The following is a 24649-nucleotide window of genomic DNA, read 5'->3' as shown; positions in this document are numbered from 1 at the left end:
CTGAAGAGTGAGTTGAAGCAGGTGGGGATGGTTTGATTCGCTGGATCTTTATTGCGTGAGCTGGCCCCTTCGCGAGCAGGCTCGCTCCCACATTAGTCCTGTGAACTCAGGTCCATTGTGGGAGCGAACCTGCTCGCGAAGGGGCCAGCTCACGCAATAAAGATCCAGCGAATCAAACCATCCCCACCTGCTTCAACTCACTCTTCAGGTACGCATAGTAAATCGGCCCCGCCACCACCCCCGGCAGGCCGAACGCGGCCTCGAACACCAGCATCGCCAGCAGCAACTCCCACGACTTGGCACTGATCTGCCCGCCGACGATGCGCGCGTTGAGGAAGTATTCGAGCTTGTGGATAACAATCAGGTAACCCAACGCCGCCACAGCGACCCAGATCGACAACGACAAACCGACGATGGTGATCAGGGTGTTCGACATCAGGTTGCCGATCACCGGCAGCAGGCCGAGCAGGAACGTCAGCACGATCAGGGTTTTGGTCAGTGGCAGCTTGATACCGAACATCGGCAGGATCACCGCCAGGAAAATCCCGGTGAAGACGGTGTTGAGCAGAGAGATCTTGATCTGGGCGAACACGATGTTGCGAAACGCCTGGACCAGCAGGTGCAGACGCTCGAACAGCGCCGCCGCCAGCGGTTTGCGCTTGGTCAGGTCCGGCACGCGCTGCAAGGCAATGATCGCACCCAGCACCATGCCGATCAGCAAGGTCACGAACATGTGCGCCGCGTCCTTGCCCACCAGTTGCAAATCGCTGAGGTGTTTGCTGACCCACTCGCCAATCGCCACGCGGAACTCCGCGGCGCTGGCCGGCAGATAGGCGTCGATGAACGGCGGCAGTTGCCCGCGTGCACGGTCGACCACCCCCATGAACTTGTCGAGGGAAGCGCCGGGGTTTTCCGCCTCGTGCAGCAGGAAGCTGAAGGCACCGGCGAAGATCAGCGACAGCACGCTGACAATCAGAGTCCCCAGCAACGCCACCGCCAGCCAGCGCGCGCGCCGGCCTTCGATTAGCCGTTGCAGTTGCGGGGTGAGCATGTTGACCAGTTCGAACACCAGCAGCCCGGCGAGCAGGCTGGGCAGCAACCGCAGCGGCAGGACCAGCAGCAGCCCGCCGAAAATGATGACCCAGCTGATGACCAGCAAGACTTGACGCTGAGAAAACGTTGGCATACAGCCTCAAAAACAAACGGCATAAAAAGGATTGGCAGTCTGCCAGCGATCCGGTGCCAGCACTAGAGATTGTGTGGGGCGACCTTGGTCGGGGTTCAGGTTCTTTTGCAGTGCCCCCGACCGACCTCATCGCGAGCGGGCTCGCTCCCACATTTGTCCAGTGCACTCAGTCCCACTGTGGGAGCGAGCCTGCTCGCGATGAGGCCCTCGCAGCTGCCACATCAATCGGCTCAATGTTTATTTTTTCTTCAGGCAATCACTCATGAACGCCTTGCGCTCATCACCCTTCAAGGCTTTGGTGGCAGCGTCGGCGTTGCAGGTTTTCATTTTTTCCTGCTGTGGGGTCAGGACCTTGCCGGCATCGTTTGCCGCCGGTGCGGCCTTCAGGCAGGTGCTCATGAAGGCTTTGCGCTCGTCGCCCTTGAGGCTTTTGGCCGTGGCATCGGCGTTGCAGGTAGTCATCTTTTCCTGTTGGGCTGTGGCGGCGAAGCCTTGGGAACAGAGCAGCAAACCGATCATCAACAAAGGGACACGCATCATCTTCATGGAGTTTTCTCCTGGTCGCCACACCGAGGGGCGCGGCCTTGTTCTGAAGTGTAGACAACCCCTGTTACACCTTCCTGTTCTCCAGATGGCTGCGGCGATACTGCTCCGGCGTACATCCGGCCTGGCGCTGGAACATCGCGATAAACGCCGAGCCGGTGCTGTAGCCCATGTCGAAGGCGATTTCCTGAATGCTGCGCGGGCTATCCAGCGCTTCGATCGCCGCCAGAAAACGCAGGCGCTGGCGCCACTCACCGAAACTCATGCCCAGTTCCCGCACGAACTGCCGCGCCAGGGTGCGCTCGCTGACATGGATGCGTGCAGCCCACTCCGACAGGGGCCGGTTATCCCCAGGCTCGGCCTGCAACGCTTCGAGGATTCCGAGCAACCCGGGGCTGCTGGCATAGGGCAGGTAGCACTCGTGCACCGGAGCCTGTTGCAACTGGTCCACCAATACCTGGGCCAGACGCCGGTCGGCGGCCTGCTCGGGGATCTTCACGTCCCGGGCGGCGAAGTCCTTGAGGATCGCCTTGAGGATGTCGCTGATGGCCAGGGTGCAGGCCCGCGACGGCAAGTCGGCACAGACCTTGGGTGCCAGGCACACGGCGCGGTAGTTGACCGGTTGGTGGCTGTAGAAACTGTGCTCGATCTGCGGCGGCACCCACACCGCGTATTGCGGTGGCGACATGAAACGGCTGCCCTCGACGTCCATGTGCAGCACGCCATGGGCTGCGTATTCCAGCGTCCCCCAGGGATGTCGATGGGGCGCGGCGTATTCGTGGGCGTCGAAATCGGCGTAGCGGAAGTACACCGCCGACGGCAGTTCGCTGAAATCCAGCAGGTCGATGTGTTTACTGCTCATGCTGTCCGTCATCAAGGGCCGGTTGTCTGGATCGAAGTATAGGCTTGCATCCAGACAAGCGGATAATTGCCCTTCATTAACGTTCTGGTTTTTCCCGATGCAATACGCTTATCCCCTGCTGGCCATTTTTATCTGGGCCGGCAACACCGTGATCACCAAAATGTCGGCCGGGGCGATCTTCCCCGCCGAGATCGGTTTCTACCGCTGGCTGCTGGCCGGGTTGCTGTTCACGCCCTTCATGCTTAAACCGGTGCTCGCCCATTGGCCGCTGATCCGCCCGAAACTGGGCAAGATCTTTGTCCTCGGTGTTCTCGGCATGGCGGTCTATCAAAGCCTGGCGTACTTCGCCGCGAGCCTGACTTCGGCCACCAACATGGGCATCATCCTGTCGCTGATGCCGCTGATGTCGCTCGCCATGGCGATCATCAGCCTCGGCCAGCGCCTGACCATGGGCGCCCTGGCCGGAGCAATGCTGTCGTTCGCCGGTGTCCTGGTAGTGGTGTCGTCCGGCAGCCTTGGCGCATTGCTCGAACACGGGGTCAACCTGGGCGACGCGATGATGCTGATCGCCACCCTGGCCTACGCGGTCTACAGCACCCTGTTGAAAAAGTGGCAACTGAAACTGCCGCCGCTGGTGCTCCTGTATCTGCAGGTGCTGGTGGCCGTGGTGGTACTGTTTCCGTTGTTCATCGCCTCACCAAAAGTCGGCCCGACCCTGCAGAACATTCCGCTGGTGCTGTACGCCTGCCTGCTGGCTTCGATGGTCGCGCCGCTGGCGTGGATGCAAGCCGTAGTGCGTTTGGGGCCGAGCCGGACCACGCAGTTTTTCAATTTGCTGCCGCTGATTACCGCCTTGATTGCGGCGGTGGTACTGCATGAGCAACTGGCGCTGTACCACCTGGTGGGCGGGGTGTTGACCTTGGGCGGGGTGATTGTTTCCGAGCGTTGGACGACGGTGTTGGGTCGCAAGGTCAGTGTTGCCTGATCTGACGCCATCGCGAGCAGGCTCGCTCCCACAGGTGTTGTGTCGACCCCACCGAAAACCTGTGGGAGCGAGCTTGCTCGCGATGAACGATAACCTGGTCTAAAGCCCTGCCGCGTTCAGCCGCGCCGCATGCTCGACAAACAAGCGGATCGGCTCGACCCCTTTGCCTACCAGCCCCAGCGACTGGTTGACGATATCAAAGTGATCCAGCGGATACTCATCGCCAATCACCATGCCCAGATGCGAGCTGTAGCGTCCGACCATGCCGTCGCAATGCCCGGTTTCGCGGACGAAAGTTTTAGCGAACAGCCGGCAAGTGCGGTTGGTGCCGTCCAGCAGATTGCGCCCGCGATCGGTGATGCCCGGTTGCAAGGTGCCGGACCAGGAGTAATAGCGCACGCCGTTGACCTCCTCCGGCCCCTGACCACCCCAGGTCTCGGGCAATCCCTGTGGATAATGCTGGTTGAACAGCGCGACGCCAGCGCTGGTGAGGGAGTGATGGGACGCATGGATAGCCACCGGCAGCTTCGGCCCGCGGTAACCGGTGTCCAGCCACCCCATCAGCACGGCGACCATTCGCAGCAAAAAGCACAGCAGACGACCACGGACACTGTCATGGGGGTAATGCTCGTGCAGGTAATCGGCGAGCTCCGAACCGTGGTTCGGCCCCGCCACCGATGTCACCGATGCCACCAGGTCCGGGCGTTTGGCCGCGGCATAACGGGCGGTCAACGAGCCCTGGCTATGGCCGATCAGGTTGACCTTGGCGGCCCCGGTCTCCCGCAGAATTTCGTCGATACGCACAAGCAATTGCTCGCCGCGCACTTCATTCGAATTGAGCGGCGAGACCTGCACGGTGAACACCACCGCACCACCACGGCGCAACGCCTCGACGATCCCGTACCAGTACGGATAAAACACCAACCGGATGAACCCGAGCATTCCCGGGACTAACACCAGCGGGTAGCGCGGGGCAGAACCTTGCGACATGGGCGGACATCCTGGTGGTCGGGCGGTGACGCAAGGCGGGATGCAAGACATCCGCCAAGCATCGCCAGCGAAGATGACAACTCAGCGACAAGTCTATGTCATCCGCCCTACTTCAACCCCACCACGCCCGCCACGATCAGCCCGACCGAGACCAGCTTGATCACGCTCAGGCTTTCACCCAGCAGCGCGAAACCGAGAAACACCGTGCCCAGCGAACCGATGGCGGTCCAGATCGGGTACGCGATGCTCACCGGCAACTCGCGCATGGCCAGGGTCAGGAAATAGATCCCGCCCACAGCGGCCACCACGGTGATCAGCGAAGGCCAGAGCCGGGTGAAGCCCTCGGCGTACTTCATGCCCATGGCGAAGGTGACTTCGAACCCGGCGGCGACCAGCAGAAACAGCCAGGCCATCTAGAACTCCCCGGCCAGCGCCAACAGACGCCGCTCAGCCTCGGCGGCAGAGATCTCAAAGCTACGCTCGGCGGACTCTTCACCCTCGGCAGCCACCACGGTGACGTCCGTGATGCCGATGAATCCGAGCACCGTGCGCAGCAGCGTGTCGGCATGGTTCATGGCTTCCAGTTCGCCGCCCGGGCCAAAACCGAAGCCGCCACGGCTGGTGATGATCAAGGCCTTTTTACCCTGCACCAAGGGCTCGTACTGGGCCACGCCATTGTCCAGGGTGTGAGCGAAGGTCACTCCCACCCGCACAATCTGATCGATCCAGGCCTTCAAGCCGCTGGGTACGCTGAAGTTGTGCATCGGCGTGGATATCAGCAATACATCGTGGCCAAGCAGTTCGCCAACCAGTTCGTCGCTGAGGGCCAGGTCAGCCTGCATCGACAGCGGCCGAGCGGCGGGCTCGGGGTAAAACGCGGCGGCCACGAATGCCTCGTTGACCGGAGGAATCAGTGCCCGACCGACTTCGCGCCGGGTCAACTGTGAATGTGGATGACGGGACTGCCAGGCCGACAGAAACACTTCGGCCAAACGCCGGGAGTGTGAACGGTCACCACGGGGGCTGGCGTGAACAGCAAGAATTCTACTCATCTGTCTCTCCTCAGGGCTAAACTCAAACGGCTTGTGGCTTGCAGATTGAAGCCCACCACCGTCCTCGTTCAAATGAGCAGAAATCAGTCTGGATGAATTCATTTCATCCATGGAGTGTTCAATGTTTGCCTCGTTGCCGTTGACCGCCCTGCGGGCCTTTGAATCCGCCTCGCGCTTGCTGAGCTTCAAGGCCGCCGCCGAAGAACTGTCCGTTACCCCGACGGCGGTGTCCCACCAGATCCGCTCCCTGGAGAGCTGGCTCGGCGTGCCGTTGTTCGAGCGCCTGCCACGCCAGGTGCGCCTGACCGAATGCGGTGAACGGCTGTTCCAGAGCCTGCACGGAGCTTTCCTGGAAGTGGCGCAAAGTGTCGATACCCTGCGCCCGCAACGCAGTGGCGCCAGCCTGACGGTCTCCACCACCGCCGCCTTCGCCGCCCTGTGGCTGGTGCCACGCTTGGGACGCTTCTACGCTCGGCACCCGAACATCAACGTGCGCCTCGATACCCACTGCGAAGTCATCGATCTGCATCAGGACGCCAGTGTCGATCTGGTGCTGCGCTACAGCCTTGATGATTACCCCAACCTGTACGGCCAGTGCCTGTTCGATGAGTCCTTTGGTGTCTACGGCTCGCCCGAACAAGTGGCCTTGGCGTCGAGTCGCACCCCCACACTGATCAGCGTTCGTTGGCACAACTCCAAGCTCTATGCCCACGGCTGGGAAGCCTGGTGCGCTCGCTCCGGCGAAACCTGGCTGAGCGACCAGCCCGCCGTGCGCGAATACGACGAAGAGCATTACGCCCTGCAAGCGGCGATTGCCGGGCAAGGCCTGGTGTTGGCAAGCAATATTCTTGTATCGGAAAGCGTGACCAGTGGCCTGTTGTTGCCCTACCGGGGGGAAGTCCAGGTCGATGGCGCCGGCTATAGCGCGCTGTGCGTACCGGGGCGTGAGCGACATCCACCGGTTCGGGCTTTTTTTGCGTGGTTGCGTGAAGAGGCATTGTTGTCCGGGCATGCGCTGGCACCTGGGGTAAATGACTGACCGGCAGATATCCCGTTACCGAAAGCTACAGCGCCAACTGCGAAGCGGCGCTGCGCCTGCTCGGCGAATCGCCGGTCATCGAACTGATGACATGGCGGATATACTGAAAGACCTGTGGCAACCAACAAAGCCATATGGCAACTAGTTCACCACAATAACTTTATCGAAAGTTCAAAACACCAGCATCGAGTTACAAACACTCACTGGACTTGCCACACCACTTATTTATATTAAAACCACAGACAAGAAGTCTGCTTTAATCATAAAGGACTAGAACCATGCACATTGAACAACGACTTGAATTCCTGGATTCGCTGCCAACCCTGGAAGTACCCGCCACACCTTCAATGCAACCTTTTTCCGTACACACTCCGATAGACCCCAATAAAGAAAGCGGCACTGTCGGCCCGGAAATGATGAACATCTATATGGCCGGTGTTTCGGAACAAAACCGCAAAGATGTCGACAACTGCAAGCTACTGGTACAAAACGCTGCAACTCAACGTTACGACCCAATCAAAGAGCTGCATCAATGGTACAAATATTACATCGACACACTGGCAACACTTGGCTGGGTCACTCAAGCCTCCCAAGTAAAAGACCAGACGATCAAGCGCAGCGGTCTAACCATGGACATCGTCGCCGCCTATGTTTTACAAGGACTGGTAGGGGCAAATGCTCCGAAATTGCTGGAGCTGGCATCCAAAGCTGTAGATGGTGTAAAAAACAACCAAGGCCTGATCGATATTTACAATCGGAAAGCCAATATTGGATCTGACGCCAAATTTGACATGTCCCCTGTATGGCAGACAAAGGAAGGCTCCCCGATGATGGTCCTGAACTGCAACACCCTCAATGTCCGCGAAAGCAGTAGAGGCGTTCTGTTCTGGAAATCCACCAGCCAGGAAACACGCATCAAGACAGCAGCGCAAGCTGTATACCTTAACCTTGGAGTGTATGACCAGGTGCGTGATGGGGTGCTCAGAAAACTCGGACAGGCAGCTAAAAGCGCTATTGACGACATTCCTGGCTTCCAATAAGTCCCGACGTTTCTGAATAAAAGGTTCGTAATTACTTTACGAACCTTCACAAACACAACTTAACGAGGTCACGGATGATTCAAAACAAATCAGAAGTTTATGTCGCCGATGGAAACATCACTATCTTCCTGGGCTCTCACGCAGAGACACTAAAGCAGGACATCTTGCATTCCAGCCTGCTCGCACATTTAGTAACTAGCTCCAGCGCGGCCCTCGACGACAGACTTAGCCCATACAGAAAATTTCTTGGCTCCATATTCTGGACAACTAAAAATAGCGGAAGCCAGATCCTGAAAAAACAACCGACGAGTCTTTTAACGCTCATAGAACTGGCGCTACAAGATTTCTTATCAGCGTCACAGAAAGCTCAAATATCGGAATGTCTCACCTCAATAAAGCGCCTGCCGGATCAATCCAACGCCACCGAAGCAATATTAAACAAATTGCAATTCAACAGTCCCAACACAAACAACTTGAATACTGAAAGCACTATCAACATCCATCCATTTCTAACCATTATCCTCGAAAACAAAACCATTATTTCCATTCAGATTTCGTTGAATGCCAGCCACCCTGTAAACATTTCTTTCCTTGACGAGCACCTGGACAAAGAAGACATACTCAGCGATCTTAAAATAAGCAAATGGACTGTTTACCTGGAGCAAGAAAAATACACCAGCATTCGCAAGACGGTTATAGACAAACTCGGCAGCAAGATAAAAACCGACTTGATTCAAGTTGAAGTTACGCAGCGATAGAAAATGACGTTACCGGTAATCCGCCCACCACGCTATTGGCAACCGATTGGCCAATAGCGTTAACCTGCGTCAATCCTCCATCGTCACTTGACGGTCTTCGGCGCCTTGCCCGCCTTCATCTGCTCCAGCAACGGCGCACACTGGTTCGCCTCGCCCCCACTCGGCGCCACCAACGCCAGCAATCCTGCCGCCGGTGCGGCGATCACGCCCAGCGCCACCATCCCGGCTCCGCGCAGCATCAACGGCACGGCCTTGACCCCGGCATCGGGCTTGATGAACTTGCCACGCACATACAGCGGCGAGCGCAATGAAATCAGACGCCAGCCCTTGGATTCCGGGGTGATGGTCAGGTCCAATTGCTCCGTCGCCATGTTCGCCGTGCCATCGATGTAAACAATGGCGTTCTCGGTGTCGAACACAAACAAACGGGTACTCGCCAGGCCGGACTGGATGCCGAAGTCCGCGGCGGCGCAGTTGATCTTCACTTCCTTGTCACCAAAGATCTTGCCCACCACGTAGTTGCCGACGTTCAGGCCCGCCAGCTCCATCAGTTCGCGACTGATGGCGCCATCGTTGATCAGCATTTTCAGATTGCCATTGGCACTGCCCAGCAGTTTGGCCACCGAGTTGCCACGCCCGCTGATATCTGCATCGCCGTTGAGCTCACCGAAACTGGTTTTCATCGGCTCAAAACCGGGGAACAACTGCTTGAGCTTGAAGCCTCGCGCCGTGAGCCTGGCTTGGCCCTCAAGTGGATCGGTGCGGCCGTTCAGGCGAATCTGCGCATCCAGCTTGCCGCCGGCCACGCCGAAGCGCAGCGGTTCAAGGCTGAGCACGCCATCGGTGAGTACCAGATGGGTATAGAGGTCGTTGAACGGCAGTTTTTCGCTGTGCACGATGCGCTTGCCAGTGAATTCGACATCGGCGTCCATATCGCGCCAGCGATCGGTCTTGAACTCTTCGACCGGCAGCACTTTGTCCGCGGGTTGTTTACTGTCACCGCCCCGGGCCTTCTGTTCGGCGTTGGAGTCGGCACCGATCAGCGGCGCCAGGTCAGCGAACAGCAATTGATTGGACAACAGCGAGCCGCTGAGTTTTGGCCGTGGCTGGCTGGCCACGTAAGTCAGATTGCCGTGGATGTCGCTTTCGCCGATCTTGCCGTTGAATTCTTCATAGCGGAACACCGCGCCACCCGCCTCGTGCAACCTGGCGACCAGGTGGCCGTCGGTGGCATAGGGTGGTGTGTCCGGCAGGATCACGCCGGTCAGCGGATAGAGGTTGCCCAGGCTGATGCCGGCCAGTTTCAGGCGCAAGTCCAGGGCGCCGAGATTGAGCGGATCAGTCAAGGTGCCAGCCAGTTCGACGCTGGAATCGGCGATCTTCACCTGTGCCTGAAGCGGAAACGGCCGTGCCGCATCCTGCAACGCCAACAGCCCGCCAATCTTGCCCTGGCCCGCGAGTTTCTGACCGTGGTACTGGCCGTTGACCTTGAGCGCGAACGCATAATCCTGGGGTGACGAGCCCTTTTCCTGCGCGGTTTTCGCTGCTTTGTCGCCGACGATATCGCTGAACGGAATCGGTTTGCCCAGTGGATCGATCAGCACGTCGAGTTGAGTCTTCAGGCTTTGGTCGTCGAGGGTGACGTGGCCCTTGTCGAAGCCGATCGCACCGATATCCAATACCCAGCTCGAAGGCTCGGCGTTTGGGTCCTTCGGGTCGAATTTGAAGGTCCAGTTGGCGCGCCCGTCAGCCAGGCGTTGCAGTTGGGCATTGGGCTCGGTGAGATCGATACGCGGGATCACCACCCGCTGCGCCAGCAATGCCAGGGGTGAAATACGCAGCTCCACCCGCTTGAGAGTGACCATCTGCGGTTGTTTCGACCAGTCAGGATTGCCCAGGCTCAAGTCTTCGGCCACCACATGAGGCCACGGTACCCAGGCGCGCCAGCCGCCTTCATCGGGCTCGGGCTGCCAGACAACCGACAGATTGCCGTTGATGGCAAAAGCGCGGTGCAGTTCTTCAGAAACTTTGGCGTTGAGCGGCGCTTTGATCCGGTTCCAGTCGAAGAACACGATGATCAGCACCAGCACCATCAACAAGGTAAGGAAAGTGGAAAGGGTCCAGACAAACGTCTTTTGAGTGCGCGTCATTGCACAGGGCTCCTGATACGACTGAGCGCCCCGACTGCGACGCACATGTGAAACGGTGAGCCGCAAACGGCTCGCCATGAAAACTACGACTGATAAAAACCCGGCAGGTTTAATCGGTAGACCGATTTCGCCGAATTCATCCAGTCCAATACTGACCAATCAGTCATTCAGCGTTACCGCCCCCCGCACTTTTGCCTATCAAAGATGAGTCGAAAATACCCGTTTCGGTGCAAGACTACTCGCCGGAAACGCACGGTTTAGAGGCTCCGCAGCAAACAATCAATTCCGTTGATTATTACCATTGCGTTTATGAACTTTCATATCGATTTATCGAGAGTAGCATTGCTCTCGTACCCACTTTTTCGCCCCATTTGTCACGATTCATTGACACGTTGTCACAATGACCTGACATGGGAACGCCTTAGCGCATTAATCAATGCGAAAAATGGAAAAAACCAACCGAACCAATCGGCCCGGGTGGTTTTCTCGCATAAACGATTTGGACGTAAACGTTGATCGGAAGCGTAGCTGCTGTATAGCCGAGCTTCTCGGTCATTAAACCAATCACTTCAGAGCTTGGTAATGAGTAAATAACACATCAGAAAACGGCTAGCGGCTGCTGGCGATAACTTTTCGAAAACTTAATTGATAAGTCGATGCAGAGGCCAGATCGCCCGCTGGTAATCCATGCTGCGCTGATATGGTGGGGCTGGGCTGAATGCCTCTTTCAGTACGCAGTGTATCGAGTGATCCAACTAACCATCTGTAGAACAACCCTCAGGTGCAGGTGCACCTACAGCGCACACGACAGCCAACGGTTCCGGCAAGTCATCTGCGATAGGCTGTGAAAATCACTTTAGTGTCGGCTCCGCCATGACGAGTAACCAGGCTTGATCGTCAATCTCGCCCATACGACGAAGGACTCTTCCCAGGTCCTGACGGTAATGCAGCTCAGTACGAATTCGCCTGAGATAGCATCATACCAGCCGAGAGATTCCCTCGCTGATGCCGGACGCGTCGGAATACCCCACAGGCAGCGCCCTGACCGAAACAGGGGCGCGATTGGAGAATTAGTGAACAGAAGCAAGGATTTAGGTTAGTAACGGTGGTTCCAGGTTGTTACTTTCTCCTGCATTTGTATGAGCTGGCCGAAGGTTTTCAGTATTGTTTGAACTTTTCACGATCGTTGAACAGCGGTTGGGCGCTCCACAGGCCAACCGGTCCGCAGAAGCCTACCCTTGACGTTCATTTTCTAATCGCTTGGAGCTGGCGTCGACCACCCATTATAAGATGATGCATCGCGTTTTTTACTCAATGGATCCTACTATGGTTGCGTGTAGTGATACCACCTTTCGTGAGCAGCAAATGCTCGAGCAGGCGAAAAAATCCATCCTCGACAGTGGTGACTTTCTCCCTCCGGACCAAATTGCTCAGCGACTCGGCCTACCCCCTATGACGCTAATAACGACCGTAGATGAGTGGAAAGCTAGAGGACAAATTTTTTCAATTGAGCACGCAGGCTGTTCATTGTTTCCAATGTATACCTTCCAGAACGGCATTGAGCATGGACCGGTACCTGACCTGAAAGCGATACTCGACCTGTTGAGAACGAAAAAAGATGGTTGGGGAATCGCATTTTGGTTTGCTTCCAGCAATGCGTACATTGGAGGCTGTCGACCGCAGGACATCCTTTTACTCGATGCCGGCAAGCTACTGCTCGCAGCAACGGATGAGGTTTCAGGCATTATTCATGGGTAGATCATAAGGGCTTGATACCATTCCCGATTGCGATCCGTCCAAGAGCGTCACATTTATGGGTCGAGGCGCTTTTCCCATTTATCCCCTCCCTTTTCTCCTCCAAGAGCAAACAAGCCGCTTTGCCATGCTTGGTGATGACAAAGGTGTAGCCTTGACTGACCAGCGCAAGGAGTCGGCGCAAGCGGCGACGAGCCGGACTCTTGCTGAAGGATTTATACATTGCCGGTGTACCTCTTGAATGTGTGAAACGATCAATGCGGATAGTTCATTGGCTACTGATAGTCATTCACTCGACAGACTAATTTTCCAGAAAAAGAATTAATCATCAGTGAAAGATGCGATCCCAATCTCGAGCAGCTAATGTCCGGCACACAGTTTCCAATCCACCAAAGCAGCGTCGTGATACTACTCGCATGTTGTCCTGCGTTACGTACTGTATTGAATCGCCATTTTCATTGAGCAGAACGCCGCCCGCCCCCCTAAGCAACGCATGACCCGCAACGACATCATGTGCAGACGTTGGGCAGACAGATACGCCGCACACGCCATCGCCTGCAGCTACTTTTGCTAGCCTGTAGGCAATCGAGGGCATAGCGACAAAACTGCTTGGAGCGCAGAGCTCACGATTTGTCTCTGCCTTATTTACGGCCGCTGAACTGAGCATCACGCAGCTATCGCTTGACCAAATCATGTCGGGGAGCTTGAGCGCTACGCATTTCCCATTGCGTAGCAGAGTGGGCAATCCATCAGCCCAAGCGATGCAATCTGGCACCCCTTCGATCGTTACGGGTGCGTAGACCACGCCTAACATTGGTGTGTGGTTGTGCAGAAGGCCGACTGAAATAGCTGAACCTTTTAGCCCTCTCAGAAAATCATTTGTGCCATCGTTGGGGTCAACAACCCAGCACCATGAATCTCCTGTCAGGGTATGGCCGGTCTCCTCCCCCCAGAAGTCGCAGAAAAACAGGTCAAGCAACTGCTGACGTAGAAGCTGTTCAATTTCGACATCAACGACTGCCTTGTCCCCCTGCCCCCTTGGCCCGTCTGCTCGTTGCCATTCTGTTACGAGTAGTTGTCCCGCCTGGCAAACTCTGTTGATGACGGAGAAAAGCAGCGCTGGCAGGTCTGCACTTTTTGAGTGGGGCTCGAATGACGCCCCAGCGAGCCTGCCTATCGGCTCGTGCGTTGAACCCAAATGCAGCGCGGCATCAAGAAAACGATTTGACGCTTTTTCGGACCTCGCGGACATTGACCGCTGAGCCTCCGTTTCAAATTGAAACTTCATGGCCCATTTCGATGTTTTCGCTTTGCGCTTACCTTTCATTACACCCCCACACTCTTGATGAGCAAAATGGTTTGCAGTCGCGCCGATCACGATCTGCTACCTTCCTCCTCCATCAGTGCTAAAGAAGGGTGCCAGCGGACTGAGCTCAGCGGAAAGATGGATCACAGGTTCCAATATAGGTGGACCCTGGTCACGCTGAACCAGGACTGATATGGTCTTGTAATGCACAAAATACACATCAGAAAACGGCCAGCAGTTGCTGGCGATAATTCTTCGAAAAGCTTATTTGATAAGCCGATGTAGGGGACAAATCGACCCGCGATAGAAATTTCTGCGCCGTAATGGTAGGTGTTGAGCTTCCCAGGTCCTCAGGGCGAGTATTCACGGAACAATCCAACTCACCTTCGATTGAACAAGCCTCGGGGGCAGGCGCATCTAGTGAGCACACAACAGCCAAATCTTCTGGCAGATCATCGGCGATACGCTGAGAGAATCGCTTTAGGGTCGGCTCCGCCAAGACGAACAACCAAGCTTGATCGTCAATCTCGCCCATACGTCGAAGGACTCTACCCAGCACCTGACGGTAATGCAGTTCAGTACGAATTCGACTGAGGTAGCAGCAAACTTGAAGCCGGGGAATATCAGTCCCCTCGCTGATCATTCCCACTGCAACAATCCAACGGCAGTCGCTATTTTTGAACTCGTTGATTACCTGTTGCGCGTCCGGGGTTCTGGTGGTCACGACTTGGAAGCTTTCACCCTTGTCGTTCAGCGCCATGCCGATTTGATGTGCATGCTCGATATTGGTGGCAACAACCAAGCCCGCGGCATTCGGTTTAAGCATTCGCACTTCATCGAGTTTCTTGCTCCCCAGGTCGAGCAACTGGCTGAGCGCCTCCTCATGACAAATCAGGTCTTCGTAGGAGACCGGTGACTCACGCAGTAGCTTAGCGATGCTGGGAAAAAACTTGACGGTACTGTCACTTGCAGAATCTTCTTTGAGCCTCAGCATCTGGTTATCTAACAGAACGATGCGAGGTGACCGACAAACCCCGTCAAAAATGGCTTCTTTGAGACCGTAGCGATAATCGCAAATCAATCGGCCTTCCGGGTTGGAGTAACGAGCCAGAGCAATGCCTCTGTCATCGGAGCGCCAGGGTGTACCCGAAAGAGCCAAGGTAAGGGTGGCCCGGTCCTGCATCTTTAAAAGAATTTGTTGCCCCCAGGCATTGCTCAAAAGCGGATCGTGTCCTGAGCAGTGGTGGATCTCGTCGAATATTGCAAACACGCGATAGTCATCGAAAAGTCTCCAGAAGGCGTCATCCTGGTGCTCCATGGCTTGATAGGTACTTGCGGTTCCAATGGCACCGATAAGTCCATCTAAACGCCTCCCCAATACAGCAGAGAACGTAGTGCGAAAACCGTCGACGACTTGGCACGAGGGAGCAAAACACAGCACGAGATCGATCTTGCCCTGCTCCATCAGTTGTCGAGCCAGCTCGGCAGCCATCCGAGTCTTCCCCGCCCCCGGGGTGGCTTGACAGAAAAAGTGCGGCGTTGAGGTGTAGTGTTCCAAAGCGATCTCGATGCATTGGCTTTGCCATTTTCTCGGCGATGCTTTCATCGTGCGGACGTGACTGTCTTGAGCGTCTTTTCGACCGCTCGGAGATGTCCTAAAAGACGAGAGCTTCGGTCTCGAGCTTCCAGATACTCGCCTTCGACTTGGTCTTTCAGATGCGGCATTTCGTCGAGCAATTGCTTATACCTCTCCGCCTCTCCCATTGAAGAAAGGAAGTCGAGCCGAATTTCTTTGAGTATCGACTCCAAGTGCTCGATCACACCCGGGCCCGGCTGCTCTGGATCAGTGCTATGTAAGGGTTGATGAGACGGTTTGTTCGCCGGCTTAGCACTGCTTTCGTACCCATTGTCGATGAGCTCCACCTGCAAGTTCGCCGGAATACTCTGCCAGTGATAGATCTGACCCCGCTTTTGTCGTTTTTCATCCTGAATGACCCATCCGGTACGCAGCATGCGTCGGATCTGCTCATAGACATATCGACGCAAGTCGCTGCTGTTGAAAGTCATACCCGTCAGGTGCGCAGCGTAGGCGTCACGTAGATCCTGGGTCGTAAACTGGCGTAGATGCCCCTGCTGAAACAGGTCGTAGAGCCGCCTGTCGAGGATGAATGAATCGGGTTTCATGCAGGCACCTGGAAGGGAAATTCGCGGAACAGCCAAAATGCGGATTATAATCCGTGGCTGATTCATCCGCAAACGCTCGATAGTGCCGCCTCAGTGGGAACCGAGGCGGTTATGCATCAGCTTGCAAAGGCATTGGGTCAAAAAATACGGATACAAAGGAAGGCCAAAGGATTTTCCCAAGATGCCTTAGCGCACTCCTGCAGTGTCGATCGTAGCTATATGGGGCGTATTGAACGCGGTGAAGTCAACATCACCGTGGAAAAGCTATACCGCATAGCCAGCGTATTGGAATGCGAGCCTCAATTCCTCTTGCCTGAAGCGCTGTCGCTCCACGAATTGGACTCTGACCTGGCGGCAAGCGACTGAGCCATCAAGCTCGCGTCGACATGAAATAAGCTGTCCTGATCGGTTACGCGACCGAATCTCAATACCTGCTGATCTACGCAGCACGCGAAGCGGGCGTGAAGCGGTTTGTTCCGTCTGAGTTCGGCTTCATCTATGAGTGGGAGTTCCGTCAACCCATACTGACCGTACATAGCCGCACCGCGCGTCAAAAGATGTTTATCCAAAGCATGATCGAAATGGCCGGAATGGACTTCACCATTATTCCGGCTGGTCTGTGGCCTGAGTACTAAATGCTTGAACCCTTGGGCATCATGGGTGATGGCAATCAGAAATTCTCTTGGTCAACCGGCAGGGATGTTGGGCGCATCATTCCCCATGTGCTTGCCCACCCTTCGTCACGGAATGCGATATGTCCAGTGGCGGCAACGGCCTATTACCGCCTCCAACACTTGCTTAGCATAGTCCCAGTAGCTTCAGGTTTTCCCGTCGACGCATGCCCATGGCTGGTGCCTTGAGGGTTTGTCGGGGCAATTGAGGTGGAATACTTTGCAAATTCAACGCTAAGCGCTTCCACACGCTGCCACGCCAACACATGCGATGGGCGCTGCTGCAGCCAGTGCTCAAAAAATGCGCTGTTTTTGTTCATCTGCTTAGTTGAAGCGCACGCACACCAGCCAGTGAATAGCCTGGCCGATAACAGCCGGAACCAGTGCCTGCGGCTCACGCCTCGACTTAACACGAGCGATAGCAGTGTTGCAGGGCCTTGGCGGAATCGCTTTCCAAAATCGCGCGTGACACCCAACTTTCGGCTATTTGCGGACAGGAACTATCGAGTTGGGCAAATAGAAACGCTTGGCGACTCTCGGTTTAAACAGATACAGAGAAAGAGGACACCATCGGCTTTTTCGACGACGATATTCAAACCGTCTTCGGGCGAAATAATTCGGTAGAGCCTGATGCGTTAATCCCAGAACTGGCGAAGAATGAAGCCATTACAGCGGCAGACACACTGCTACTGACCGTTACTAATAAACTGGGTGTCATTGCGCGCATGTCATCGATTCCCTTCTCAAGCACGTCGCCCGGCCCTCGGCTGGCGCTGACGCGTTTGTTATTCAACAGAAAACACAACAGCGGGAATGACAAGCACCGGGAACACAACAATTGCACAGGAGAGTGAACATGCAGACAGGTCTTGAAGAGCTAGGTTTTCTTGGATTCGACGTCTTTGGCACCGTCGTTGACTGGCGAACGAGTGTGGCTCGGGAATCCGCCCCATTTTTGCAGAGCTGCGGTTTGCGGATAGCCCCACTCGCTTTCGCCGATGAATGGAGGTCGCTTTACCAGCCGTCTATGGAACGCATCCGTTCAGGTCAACGTTCGTTTGTGACGCTGGATGTATTGAACAGAGAGAATCTTGAGACCTTGATGGTTCGCCATGGCATCGAGTCCGGGCAACTCAACGAAGCGGATATTGCCGTCTGGTGCAAGGCCTGGGAGAAGCTTGACCCATGGCCTGACGCCGTTGAAGGACTCACCCGTTTGAAGCGACGTTTCGCCATCGGCCCCATCTCCAACGGCCACATCGCCGGGATGATGAACCTTGCCCGTTACGGCGGCTTACCCTGGGACGTCATTGCAGGTGCAGGGTTGACCCGCTCTTATAAGCCTCAGCCACAAACGTATTTAAGGTCGGCCGAAGCCGTGGGGTTACCAGCGCATCGTATTGCTATGGTCGCAGCTCACAACGACGATCTTATCGCAGCGCGTGCTTGCGGCTTTCGCACAGTGTTCGTCAGGCGTCCTACAGAATACGGACCTGACCAGATATCTGATCTGGAACCTACTGAGGATTGGGACATTGTGGCGGATTCCTTACGCGAGGTTGCTTCAATACTCAACTGCCCGTGACCGATTGATGCGACTTGTTGAGCTTGCAGCAATGCGCAAACGCTCAGGTCTTTCACTTCATCGAGCCATACAAAAAAAGGGCCCTTCGAAGAGCTCTTTTTTTCAAAGCAACCTCACGTCACGCTGGCAGATCAATCTGACGAATGAGCAGGCAAGAGAAATCAGCAACCTGACAAATCAATAGGTCCAACTCCTTTCGGACATCTTCAGGGACCTGATCAAGACCACTCCCTCGCAACCGTTCATTCTCTCTATGGCAGCTGCTTAATCAGGCGCAGTGGGTGAACCTCGTAGTCAGTCGCGGCCAGCAGAGTAATGCACTCAAACGTTTCGCTTACGGGATCATCACGACAATGAAAAATGAGGCCGCGAAAGCAACCTGGTGAAATCACCTCCCGAATTCATAGATGAATGGAATTCTAGGAGGTACAAGATTACAAACTGGTAGGGCGCGCCTCGAGTAAACCTTCTAGTATCTTGGCCGCCGTTCATTGACCTGCGCCCTGTTCGGGTCATCGTCGCAACAATTCAAACAACTGAACGATCGCCAGAACGGCGCGCCCCATTCTCCATCGCGCAACGATAGTGACAGGTTGCTTATGCGAATCCGTACTGGGTGGACGTCTGGTCAATACTGTTGAAATACTGTCAACCTCGTAAGGATCCACTTCAACAATTCCTCAGCGGCTTCTGATAACGGCCTACCGCGCTTCACCACAAGCCTTGCATAAATGTTTTGGAACAAAGGGTGGTCAATGGAGCGCGTTACCAGATCACCAGCCAGCACGTCGTTGATTGCGGAGAAATCGCCCATCATAGTGACCGCATCTCCCCGCATCACGTATCGCCTGAGAGCAATCAGGGAGTTGCTGACGAGCACGGGGCGCAGCGCAAAATTCTCCACATGGGCCACCTGCTGGATCGCCTGCCCAAGACCAAACTCAGTTGGCATGATCGCCAGCGGATATCGGATTATATCCTTCAAACTAAGCGGCTCACTCAATGTCGATAACGGGTGATTTACCCGTAGTAACAAGCGGATGGGCTGGAGCGATGAAGCTCGGTACTCCACCTCTGGATGAGCTGGCGGATTATAGGCCAAGCCGAAATGGGCCTTGCTTTGAGCTATCTCGTCAAGAACGCTGTTAACCGGCCTCACGTCCAATGTGACCCGAATTCCTGGGTAAGCGGCAGAAAACTCCGCGAGCACGTTATCGATGAGTGGATCGATGAATCCTTCACTCGTGACGACCCGAATCTCCCCCTCCCGCAGTCCTCTTAAACCGCGCAGTCGATCTTCAAGCTTTTCTTGGTGAGCCTGGCATCCGCGCCAGAACTCAAGCAACAGATGAGCAGCCTCGGTTGGTACAACTCCACGCGCCTGTCTGTCAAACAATACCGCTCCCACCTCTTCCTCTAAGAGTTTGATTTGCCTAGTAATTACCGACGCCGCTGTATTCAAGCTATCTGCTGCGCCACGCACTGAGCCGCTCGATAGCACCTCAAAAAAGTAGCGCATTCTGCGCTGATTTAGATCCTTCATTACTTACCCTGCCCGCAAATGGTGCCGTTGCCTTGAGAGCAACGATATCACTAAAAAGTTGCTCTTGCTCACTCCAGCATGCCAGTTGAAGATGAGCCACAGATGAACGAACCAGGGGAGTAATATGAACAATTATCAAATATCTCCAATTACGCTTCAAAGGGCCTACAGGAAAATCGACTGTCGTCTTTTACCGTTTTTGGTGATCTGCTACATGATCGCCTACCTCGACCGAGTCAACGTAGGTTTTGCTAAACTTCAAATGCAAAGTGACTTAGGCTTATCGGACGCAGCTTACGGGCTTGGCGCTGGCATATTTTTTATCGGTTACGCCATTTTTGAAACGCCCAGCAATCTATTGCTACCCAAAATCGGCGCACGCATTACTCTCAGTCGCGTGATGATACTTTGGGGGCTGACTTCAGCCTCGATGATTTTCGTACACAATGAGACATCATTTTATGTTCTCCGATTCTTGCTTGGAGTCTTTGAGGCAGGATTCGCACCCGGTTTAATTTTCTACCTGACGCTTTGGTATGGCCGTGAGCGTATGGCTCGAACTATGGCCATCGTTATGATTGCCGGACCTCTTGGGGGAATGATCGGTGGGCCTCTTTCAACTTGGCTCATGACAACTTTTGCTGGTGTTCATGGGATGGCAGGCTGGCAGTGGATGTTCCTCATCGAAGCTTTGCCTGCCGTATTCCTTGGACTTTTGGCGCTTAAAGTATTAAGTGACAAACCGGACGATGCAAGCTGGTTAAACACTGAGGAAAAAGAGACGTTGCGCATCCACATCTCAAGCGCCCCAGGGCATGATCATTCTTTCAGCAAGGTACTTAAAAATTGGCGTGTATATTTGATGGCAGCTGGTTACTTCTGTGTCATCTGCGGCATCTATGCGATCAGCTTCTGGCTGCCTACCATTATCCGTGAGGCGGGTGTCACAAACACAACCACCATCGGCCTGTACTCCGCGATCCCTTACATAGGAGCAATTTTTGGGATGCTTGTTTTTGGAAGAACTTCTGACCTATACAACGAACGACGCTGGCACTCTGCAGTTCCAGCGCTTATTGGTGCAGCTTGTTTGGTCGGTTCTGTACAATACAAAGACAACTTTGCAATTGCCCTCACCTTCCTAACTGTAGCGACATCAATGATGTGGGCCGCTTACACCGTATTCTGGGCAATTCCCAGCCAGCATCTAAAAGGCGACTCAGCAGCAGGTGGTATCGCCGTCATCAACACGATCGGCCTACTGGGAGGCTTTTTTAGCCCAACACTTATTGGATATGCCAAAAGTGCTACGAGCAACCCAAATGCAGGGCTATTACTCATGGCGGCGGTATTAGTTTTGGGCGCAGCCCTTCTCGCGTTGCATCGCCCGGCCGACCATGCCACCCGGAATATTCATCACAAGCAAACTGCTTGACGCTGTAGGAGTAGACTCTGCCATGACACATCGGATTCTTGTTGCTGGTTTTCAGCATGAAACAAACACGTTCGCACCCACTAAAGCAGGGTACGAGAATTTTGTGAGGGGCGAAGGCTTCCCGCAGCTGGTTCGTGGTGATGATGTTTTATCCCTGCGTGAAGTAAATATCCCTGCTGGCGGTTTTTTGCTTGAAGCAGAGCGACTCGGATATGAAACCGTCCCTGTAATATGGGCCGGGGCAAGCCCCTCGGCTCACGTACGCAAGGAAACTTATGACCGCATTGTTGACGAAATTCTCCAAGCCGCGGCATTGGAAGAAATCCACGGCATTTACTTGGATTTGCATGGCGCAATGGTGGCGGAACACACTGACGACGGAGAAGGCACACTGCTGAAACGCCTACGCACAGTCGTAGGAGACAACATGCCAATCGTCGTGTCTTTGGACCTCCATGCGAACGTAACGCAAGCCATGATTGACAATGCAGACGCAATGGTCGCATACAGAACTTACCCTCATATCGACATGGCAGATACCGGGAAGCGCGCCGCTGAGCTTATGTCTCTACGCATAGGGAGCGGCAAGCTGCACCGGTTTAGCTTACGACTGCCATTCCTCATTCCTATCAATGGGATGTGCACCCTCCTGGCCCCCGCCAAATCTCTATACGAGCGATTGGAAGCGCTAGAGAGCACAGACCTTTCACTCTCTTTTTCGCCTGGCTTTCCAGCTGCTGACTTTGAAGAATGTGGCCCGGTTGTATGGGGCTATGGCACCAATGAATATGACCTACAGAGCGCAGTAACTGAACTTCACAAAATGATTACGGATGGAGAGGATTACTGGGAGGTACCCTTCCTAGATCCGGACGAAGCGGTGACGCTTGCTATCACTATCGCCAATGGAGCCAGCAAGCCTGTCGTTATTGCCGATACCCAAGACAACCCTGGTGCCGGCGGAGATTCCAATACAACCGGCATGATCAAGGCGCTTCTGCGCAATGGGGCTCGAAGCGCGGGTGTAGGCCTGTTATGGGACCCAAGTGCAGTACAAGAAGCGATGAAGGCTGGGGTTGGCGGGAGGATTTTTATCGCCCTAGGCGGACAATCCAGTGTTGAAGGAGACTCTCCACTCGAGGCTGAGTTCGAAGTTATCCACCTATCAAACGGCCAATGCCGTTTTGCAGGGCCGATGATGCATGGCATGGAAGTCGATTTAGGACCCGTTGCTTGTCTGCAAATCGAGGGCGTAAAAATCGCGGTTAGCTCCAGCAAGAGTCAGATGCTAGACCGCGTCCTTTATCGCGTTGCCGGTATTGAACCAGAGAACATGAGTATTCTCGTCAACAAAAGCTCAGTTCACTTCCGTGCTGACTTCGAACCAATCGCTGAAAGAGTACTGGTAGCCAAAGCCCCTGGGCCTATGATCGCCGATCCGGCGGACATACCATGGACCAAACTTAAAAAGGGTATCAGGCTGAAACCGAATGGATTACCATTTAACTAAGAGCAATTCAGGGAGCGCTCCTAAACCAATAGTGCTCCTTTTGCCAACGCTGGAAAAACAGCCAAAAGACAAATAACAACATTTCGAAGCCAGCTTAATAAGCCGACCGGTCAAAAAGCATAGACACATATAAGACCACCCTCACTTTCCGCACAAAAATAATTTTTACAAATCTGCCATAAAGTTATTGGGGAATACTTCAATGCAGCTCAGAAAAGCAATATTAGTCACCATTATATCGAGTGGATATCACGCAGCATCTTTAGCAAGTCAAGATACGGAATATTCAATCTTCACGCTCAATCCGAAAAATGCGCAAACTGATGCAGGTGGATTCATCAATGATCAGTCTCTATCCGGCTATACTAGAAATTGGTACTCCAAAGAGCGATCAATCGCTGGACCAATCTTCCGCTACTATAAAGGCGATGGTAGTCGGGCCAACACCCACAGTCGTGAAAATTGGGTTCAAGGCACTCTCCTTAACTATACCTCCGGCTTTTCCCAGGGAACCGTCGGGCTTGGTGTCGAATTTGTGGGACAGAACGTAACTGCGCTGGAACGTGGAAAAGGGACAGTTGCAGGTCCTAACAACCGCACGCTGACTAGCAGCGATAGCGACGTAGTAGACCAATGGAGCAAACTTGGAATCGCGAACCTAAAAGCCCGCATTTCTAATACGGTTCTAACAGCTGGTCGTCAGAGCATGGCAACGCCTGTTCTCGCCGATTACAACAATCGGGTGCTACCCTCCAGTTTTGATGGTGTTACCATAACTTCAAAAGAGCTCAAAAACTTCAACCTTACGGTGGGCACCTTTGACCGAGTTTCACCTCGAAACGAGCAAAGCTTGACTGCATTTCGCGGAAAATATGGAAGTGCCACCGCCGAATCAAATCGCGTTAATATGGCTGGCTTAACCTACAGCCCAACTACATCCATCGCCACCAGTGTTTTTGCCTCCCAGATGCAGGACATCTGGAAGCAATACTATGTAGGAGCCATATATAACTTAGGCAGCGCTGACACACTTGGATTTACTACCGCACTCAACTATTACAAAACAGTGGATGATGGTGAGGCGAAGCTTGGCAATATAGACAATCAGAGTTATAGCCTGGCAATTACCGCAACACATGCCTCTCATAGCCTGACATTGGCCTACCAGCAGGTTAACGGAAACGAGTACTTCGACTACATTAACGAAACCGCCGCAAACCTCTTGGCCAATGCACAATACTCTGATTTCAATGGACCAAATGAGAAATCCACCCGAGCAACCTACGCGGTGGATATGGCTGGCCATGGAGTGCCTGGGCTTAAGCTGAGCATTTACACTGCCAGTGGCTGGGGCATCGACGGAACGCACTACCAAGGCTCTGGTTACAACGTCAAAAGCCTTGATGGGGAGCATCATTACGAATACGGATTAGGGGCCAGCTACGTCATCCAGTCCGGGAACCTGAAAGATAGCAACCTGCGCGCGTTCTACTTTGCTCACCGCGGCAGCGAGAACCAGATCGATGGGCGTGTGAACGAGCTTAGAGTCATCACCACCATCCCTTTCAATCTCCTTTGAGGGAAGCATTTCCCTCCTCCATCTGTGAAGGTCAGTCGCATAGCGGGGCAGGCTTATCTGCCTCGCTATGGAGATGAGGGGAATCAACCTTCATGAATCTCCGAACGATATACTCGAGTATTTTCCGCTTGATGCTATTCCGCTACGCAACCACTAGAACCAATGCCGGTTATTGTCTTGGCTGATCCAGTCGCAGAAGTCATTATTTTCTTTTCCTATAATGATCTATAACGGGTTAAAATTTAGGCGAATTCAAGCGTGTACATATAGGCGATCATCAAAATCAGTTCCTCTGGGGACGCCGACATATCGACTCAGCTACCATTCCTCAAATGACCGACCAACCAGCGACTTGAGGTTATAACCTTAAATCCCTGTATTCAGGAATACGACAATTTTTATAAAGTGTTGCCGCTGACCGAAAACTGACCCAGTAAAGGCTGTTCTGCCGACTGAAAACTGACCCAGGTGTTCAA

The 24649-nt window shown here is 54.3% G+C and carries 22 protein-coding genes; 11 read left to right on the top strand and 11 right to left on the bottom strand.

Annotation, left to right across the window (positions count from 1 at the left end; all coding sequences use genetic code 11):
* Positions 1-172 precede the first annotated feature (172 nt).
* The 3 genes from BSF44_RS18685 to BSF44_RS18675 all read right to left on the bottom strand — a co-directional run bounded on the left by BSF44_RS18685 (position 173) and on the right by BSF44_RS18675 (position 2591).
* Positions 173-1186 (bottom strand): AI-2E family transporter, encoded by a 1014-nt coding sequence (locus tag BSF44_RS18685; RefSeq protein WP_056725372.1) that lies wholly within the window; start codon positions 1184-1186, stop codon positions 173-175.
* A gap of 237 nt (positions 1187-1423) precedes the next feature.
* Entirely contained in the window at positions 1424-1732 is a 309-nt protein-coding gene (locus BSF44_RS18680; protein ID WP_095944766.1) for a PsiF family protein, read from the bottom strand.
* Positions 1733-1796: 64 nt separating this feature from the next.
* Positions 1797-2591, bottom strand: coding sequence for a helix-turn-helix transcriptional regulator (locus BSF44_RS18675; protein WP_095944765.1), 795 nt, complete (start codon positions 2589-2591; stop codon positions 1797-1799).
* A 97-nt stretch (positions 2592-2688) separates the two neighbouring features.
* Between BSF44_RS18675 and BSF44_RS18670 the strand changes: the two genes are divergently transcribed.
* Complete coding sequence (locus BSF44_RS18670; RefSeq protein WP_095944764.1) at positions 2689-3576, top strand: DMT family transporter; 888 nt, start codon at positions 2689-2691, stop codon at positions 3574-3576.
* A gap of 99 nt (positions 3577-3675) precedes the next feature.
* Here the strand turns inward: BSF44_RS18670 and BSF44_RS18665 are convergent, their stop codons facing one another.
* From BSF44_RS18665 to BSF44_RS18655, 3 genes are all read right to left on the bottom strand, one after another.
* A complete protein-coding gene (locus tag BSF44_RS18665; protein WP_095944763.1) occupies positions 3676-4566 on the bottom strand; it encodes a triacylglycerol lipase in 891 nt (296 codons plus the stop codon).
* A 107-nt stretch (positions 4567-4673) separates the two neighbouring features.
* Positions 4674-4979, bottom strand: a complete 306-nt coding sequence (locus tag BSF44_RS18660) for a multidrug efflux SMR transporter (protein ID WP_056725381.1) — start codon at positions 4977-4979, stop codon at positions 4674-4676.
* Complete coding sequence (locus BSF44_RS18655; RefSeq protein WP_095944762.1) at positions 4980-5618, bottom strand: FMN-dependent NADH-azoreductase; 639 nt, start codon at positions 5616-5618, stop codon at positions 4980-4982.
* Positions 5619-5727: 109 nt separating this feature from the next.
* Between BSF44_RS18655 and BSF44_RS18650 the strand changes: the two genes are divergently transcribed.
* The 3 genes from BSF44_RS18650 (at position 5728) to BSF44_RS18640 (ending at position 8455) form a co-directional block, all read left to right on the top strand.
* Positions 5728-6657: a LysR substrate-binding domain-containing protein gene (locus BSF44_RS18650; protein ID WP_172435371.1), complete on the top strand. Its 930-nt coding sequence runs from the start codon at positions 5728-5730 to the stop codon at positions 6655-6657.
* Positions 6658-6935: 278 nt separating this feature from the next.
* Positions 6936-7697, top strand: coding sequence for a hypothetical protein (locus tag BSF44_RS18645; RefSeq protein ID WP_095944760.1), 762 nt, complete (start codon positions 6936-6938; stop codon positions 7695-7697).
* 74 nt (positions 7698-7771) lie between these two features.
* Entirely contained in the window at positions 7772-8455 is a 684-nt protein-coding gene (locus BSF44_RS18640) for a hypothetical protein (protein ID WP_095944759.1), read from the top strand.
* A gap of 83 nt (positions 8456-8538) precedes the next feature.
* On the opposite strand, the gene BSF44_RS18635 is transcribed toward BSF44_RS18640, so the two are convergent.
* Positions 8539-10605: an AsmA family protein gene (locus tag BSF44_RS18635; protein ID WP_095944758.1), complete on the bottom strand. Its 2067-nt coding sequence runs from the start codon at positions 10603-10605 to the stop codon at positions 8539-8541.
* A gap of 1326 nt (positions 10606-11931) precedes the next feature.
* Between BSF44_RS18635 and BSF44_RS18625 the strand changes: the two genes are divergently transcribed.
* Positions 11932-12363 (top strand): hypothetical protein, encoded by a 432-nt coding sequence (locus BSF44_RS18625; protein ID WP_256589112.1) that lies wholly within the window; start codon positions 11932-11934, stop codon positions 12361-12363.
* Positions 12364-12688: 325 nt separating this feature from the next.
* Here BSF44_RS18625 and BSF44_RS18615 read toward each other — a convergent pair whose 3' ends face one another.
* The 3 genes from BSF44_RS18615 to BSF44_RS18605 all read right to left on the bottom strand — a co-directional run bounded on the left by BSF44_RS18615 (position 12689) and on the right by BSF44_RS18605 (position 15850).
* Positions 12689-13687 carry an inositol monophosphatase family protein gene (locus BSF44_RS18615; protein ID WP_095944756.1) on the bottom strand — a complete coding sequence of 333 codons (999 nt, stop codon included), beginning with the start codon at positions 13685-13687 and terminating at the stop codon, positions 12689-12691.
* Between the two features lie 199 nt (positions 13688-13886).
* Positions 13887-15272 carry a DEAD/DEAH box helicase gene (locus BSF44_RS18610; protein WP_095944755.1) on the bottom strand — a complete coding sequence of 462 codons (1386 nt, stop codon included), beginning with the start codon at positions 15270-15272 and terminating at the stop codon, positions 13887-13889.
* Complete coding sequence (locus tag BSF44_RS18605) at positions 15269-15850, bottom strand: hypothetical protein (RefSeq protein ID WP_095944754.1); 582 nt, start codon at positions 15848-15850, stop codon at positions 15269-15271. The genes BSF44_RS18610 and BSF44_RS18605 overlap by 4 nt, the downstream gene beginning before the upstream one ends.
* Before the next feature lie 111 nt (positions 15851-15961).
* On the opposite strand from BSF44_RS18605, the gene BSF44_RS18600 reads away from it, so the two are divergent.
* The 3 genes from BSF44_RS18600 (at position 15962) to BSF44_RS18585 (ending at position 18106) form a co-directional block, all read left to right on the top strand.
* Entirely contained in the window at positions 15962-16216 is a 255-nt protein-coding gene (locus tag BSF44_RS18600) for a helix-turn-helix domain-containing protein (protein WP_095944753.1), read from the top strand.
* A 35-nt stretch (positions 16217-16251) separates the two neighbouring features.
* The gene (locus BSF44_RS31160; protein WP_218194562.1) at positions 16252-16485 is read left to right on the top strand and encodes an NmrA family NAD(P)-binding protein; all 234 of its coding nucleotides are present in this window, start codon (positions 16252-16254) and stop codon (positions 16483-16485) included.
* 892 nt (positions 16486-17377) lie between these two features.
* The gene (locus tag BSF44_RS18585; RefSeq protein ID WP_095944752.1) at positions 17378-18106 is read left to right on the top strand and encodes a haloacid dehalogenase type II; all 729 of its coding nucleotides are present in this window, start codon (positions 17378-17380) and stop codon (positions 18104-18106) included.
* 628 nt (positions 18107-18734) lie between these two features.
* On the opposite strand, the gene BSF44_RS18580 is transcribed toward BSF44_RS18585, so the two are convergent.
* Positions 18735-19649, bottom strand: coding sequence for a LysR family transcriptional regulator (locus tag BSF44_RS18580; protein WP_095944751.1), 915 nt, complete (start codon positions 19647-19649; stop codon positions 18735-18737).
* A gap of 124 nt (positions 19650-19773) precedes the next feature.
* Here BSF44_RS18580 and BSF44_RS18575 point away from each other — a divergent pair, with 124 nt between their 5' ends.
* From BSF44_RS18575 to BSF44_RS18565, 3 genes are all read left to right on the top strand, one after another.
* Positions 19774-21084 carry an MFS transporter gene (locus BSF44_RS18575; protein WP_095944750.1) on the top strand — a complete coding sequence of 437 codons (1311 nt, stop codon included), beginning with the start codon at positions 19774-19776 and terminating at the stop codon, positions 21082-21084.
* A 22-nt stretch (positions 21085-21106) separates the two neighbouring features.
* Complete coding sequence (locus BSF44_RS18570) at positions 21107-22594, top strand: M81 family metallopeptidase (RefSeq protein ID WP_095944749.1); 1488 nt, start codon at positions 21107-21109, stop codon at positions 22592-22594.
* A gap of 202 nt (positions 22595-22796) precedes the next feature.
* Entirely contained in the window at positions 22797-24173 is a 1377-nt protein-coding gene (locus BSF44_RS18565) for an OprD family outer membrane porin (RefSeq protein ID WP_095944748.1), read from the top strand.
* Positions 24174-24649: the final 476 nt, after the last annotated feature.

Origin of the sequence: Pseudomonas sp. ACN8, assembly GCF_002303925.1 — a bacterium.
In the GTDB taxonomy this organism is placed as follows: domain Bacteria; phylum Pseudomonadota; class Gammaproteobacteria; order Pseudomonadales; family Pseudomonadaceae; genus Aquipseudomonas.
Note: the sequence above shows the minus strand (reverse complement) of the source record. Positions and strands in the feature narration are given on the sequence as shown.

Bases quoted from the DNA above. Each gene is read 5' to 3' on its own strand.
- BSF44_RS18685 (WP_056725372.1), bottom strand. From the start codon at position 1,186: ATGCCAACGTTTTCTCAGCGTCAAGTCTTGCTGGTCATCAGCTGGGTC.
- BSF44_RS18680 (WP_095944766.1), bottom strand. From the start codon at position 1,732: ATGAAGATGATGCGTGTCCCTTTGTTGATGATCGGTTTGCTGCTCTGT.
- BSF44_RS18675 (WP_095944765.1), bottom strand. From the start codon at position 2,591: ATGAGCAGTAAACACATCGACCTGCTGGATTTCAGCGAACTGCCGTCG.
- BSF44_RS18670 (WP_095944764.1), top strand. From the start codon at position 2,689: ATGCAATACGCTTATCCCCTGCTGGCCATTTTTATCTGGGCCGGCAAC.
- BSF44_RS18665 (WP_095944763.1), bottom strand. From the start codon at position 4,566: ATGTCGCAAGGTTCTGCCCCGCGCTACCCGCTGGTGTTAGTCCCGGGA.
- BSF44_RS18660 (WP_056725381.1), bottom strand. From the start codon at position 4,979: ATGGCCTGGCTGTTTCTGCTGGTCGCCGCCGGGTTCGAAGTCACCTTC.
- BSF44_RS18655 (WP_095944762.1), bottom strand. From the start codon at position 5,618: ATGAGTAGAATTCTTGCTGTTCACGCCAGCCCCCGTGGTGACCGTTCA.
- BSF44_RS18650 (WP_172435371.1), top strand. From the start codon at position 5,728: ATGGAGTGTTCAATGTTTGCCTCGTTGCCGTTGACCGCCCTGCGGGCC.
- BSF44_RS18645 (WP_095944760.1), top strand. From the start codon at position 6,936: ATGCACATTGAACAACGACTTGAATTCCTGGATTCGCTGCCAACCCTG.
- BSF44_RS18640 (WP_095944759.1), top strand. From the start codon at position 7,772: ATGATTCAAAACAAATCAGAAGTTTATGTCGCCGATGGAAACATCACT.
- BSF44_RS18635 (WP_095944758.1), bottom strand. From the start codon at position 10,605: ATGACGCGCACTCAAAAGACGTTTGTCTGGACCCTTTCCACTTTCCTT.
- BSF44_RS18625 (WP_256589112.1), top strand. From the start codon at position 11,932: ATGGTTGCGTGTAGTGATACCACCTTTCGTGAGCAGCAAATGCTCGAG.
- BSF44_RS18615 (WP_095944756.1), bottom strand. From the start codon at position 13,687: ATGAAAGGTAAGCGCAAAGCGAAAACATCGAAATGGGCCATGAAGTTT.
- BSF44_RS18610 (WP_095944755.1), bottom strand. From the start codon at position 15,272: ATGAAAGCATCGCCGAGAAAATGGCAAAGCCAATGCATCGAGATCGCT.
- BSF44_RS18605 (WP_095944754.1), bottom strand. From the start codon at position 15,850: ATGAAACCCGATTCATTCATCCTCGACAGGCGGCTCTACGACCTGTTT.
- BSF44_RS18600 (WP_095944753.1), top strand. From the start codon at position 15,962: ATGCATCAGCTTGCAAAGGCATTGGGTCAAAAAATACGGATACAAAGG.
- BSF44_RS18585 (WP_095944752.1), top strand. From the start codon at position 17,378: ATGCAGACAGGTCTTGAAGAGCTAGGTTTTCTTGGATTCGACGTCTTT.
- BSF44_RS18580 (WP_095944751.1), bottom strand. From the start codon at position 19,649: ATGAAGGATCTAAATCAGCGCAGAATGCGCTACTTTTTTGAGGTGCTA.
- BSF44_RS18575 (WP_095944750.1), top strand. From the start codon at position 19,774: ATGAACAATTATCAAATATCTCCAATTACGCTTCAAAGGGCCTACAGG.
- BSF44_RS18570 (WP_095944749.1), top strand. From the start codon at position 21,107: ATGACACATCGGATTCTTGTTGCTGGTTTTCAGCATGAAACAAACACG.
- BSF44_RS18565 (WP_095944748.1), top strand. From the start codon at position 22,797: ATGCAGCTCAGAAAAGCAATATTAGTCACCATTATATCGAGTGGATAT.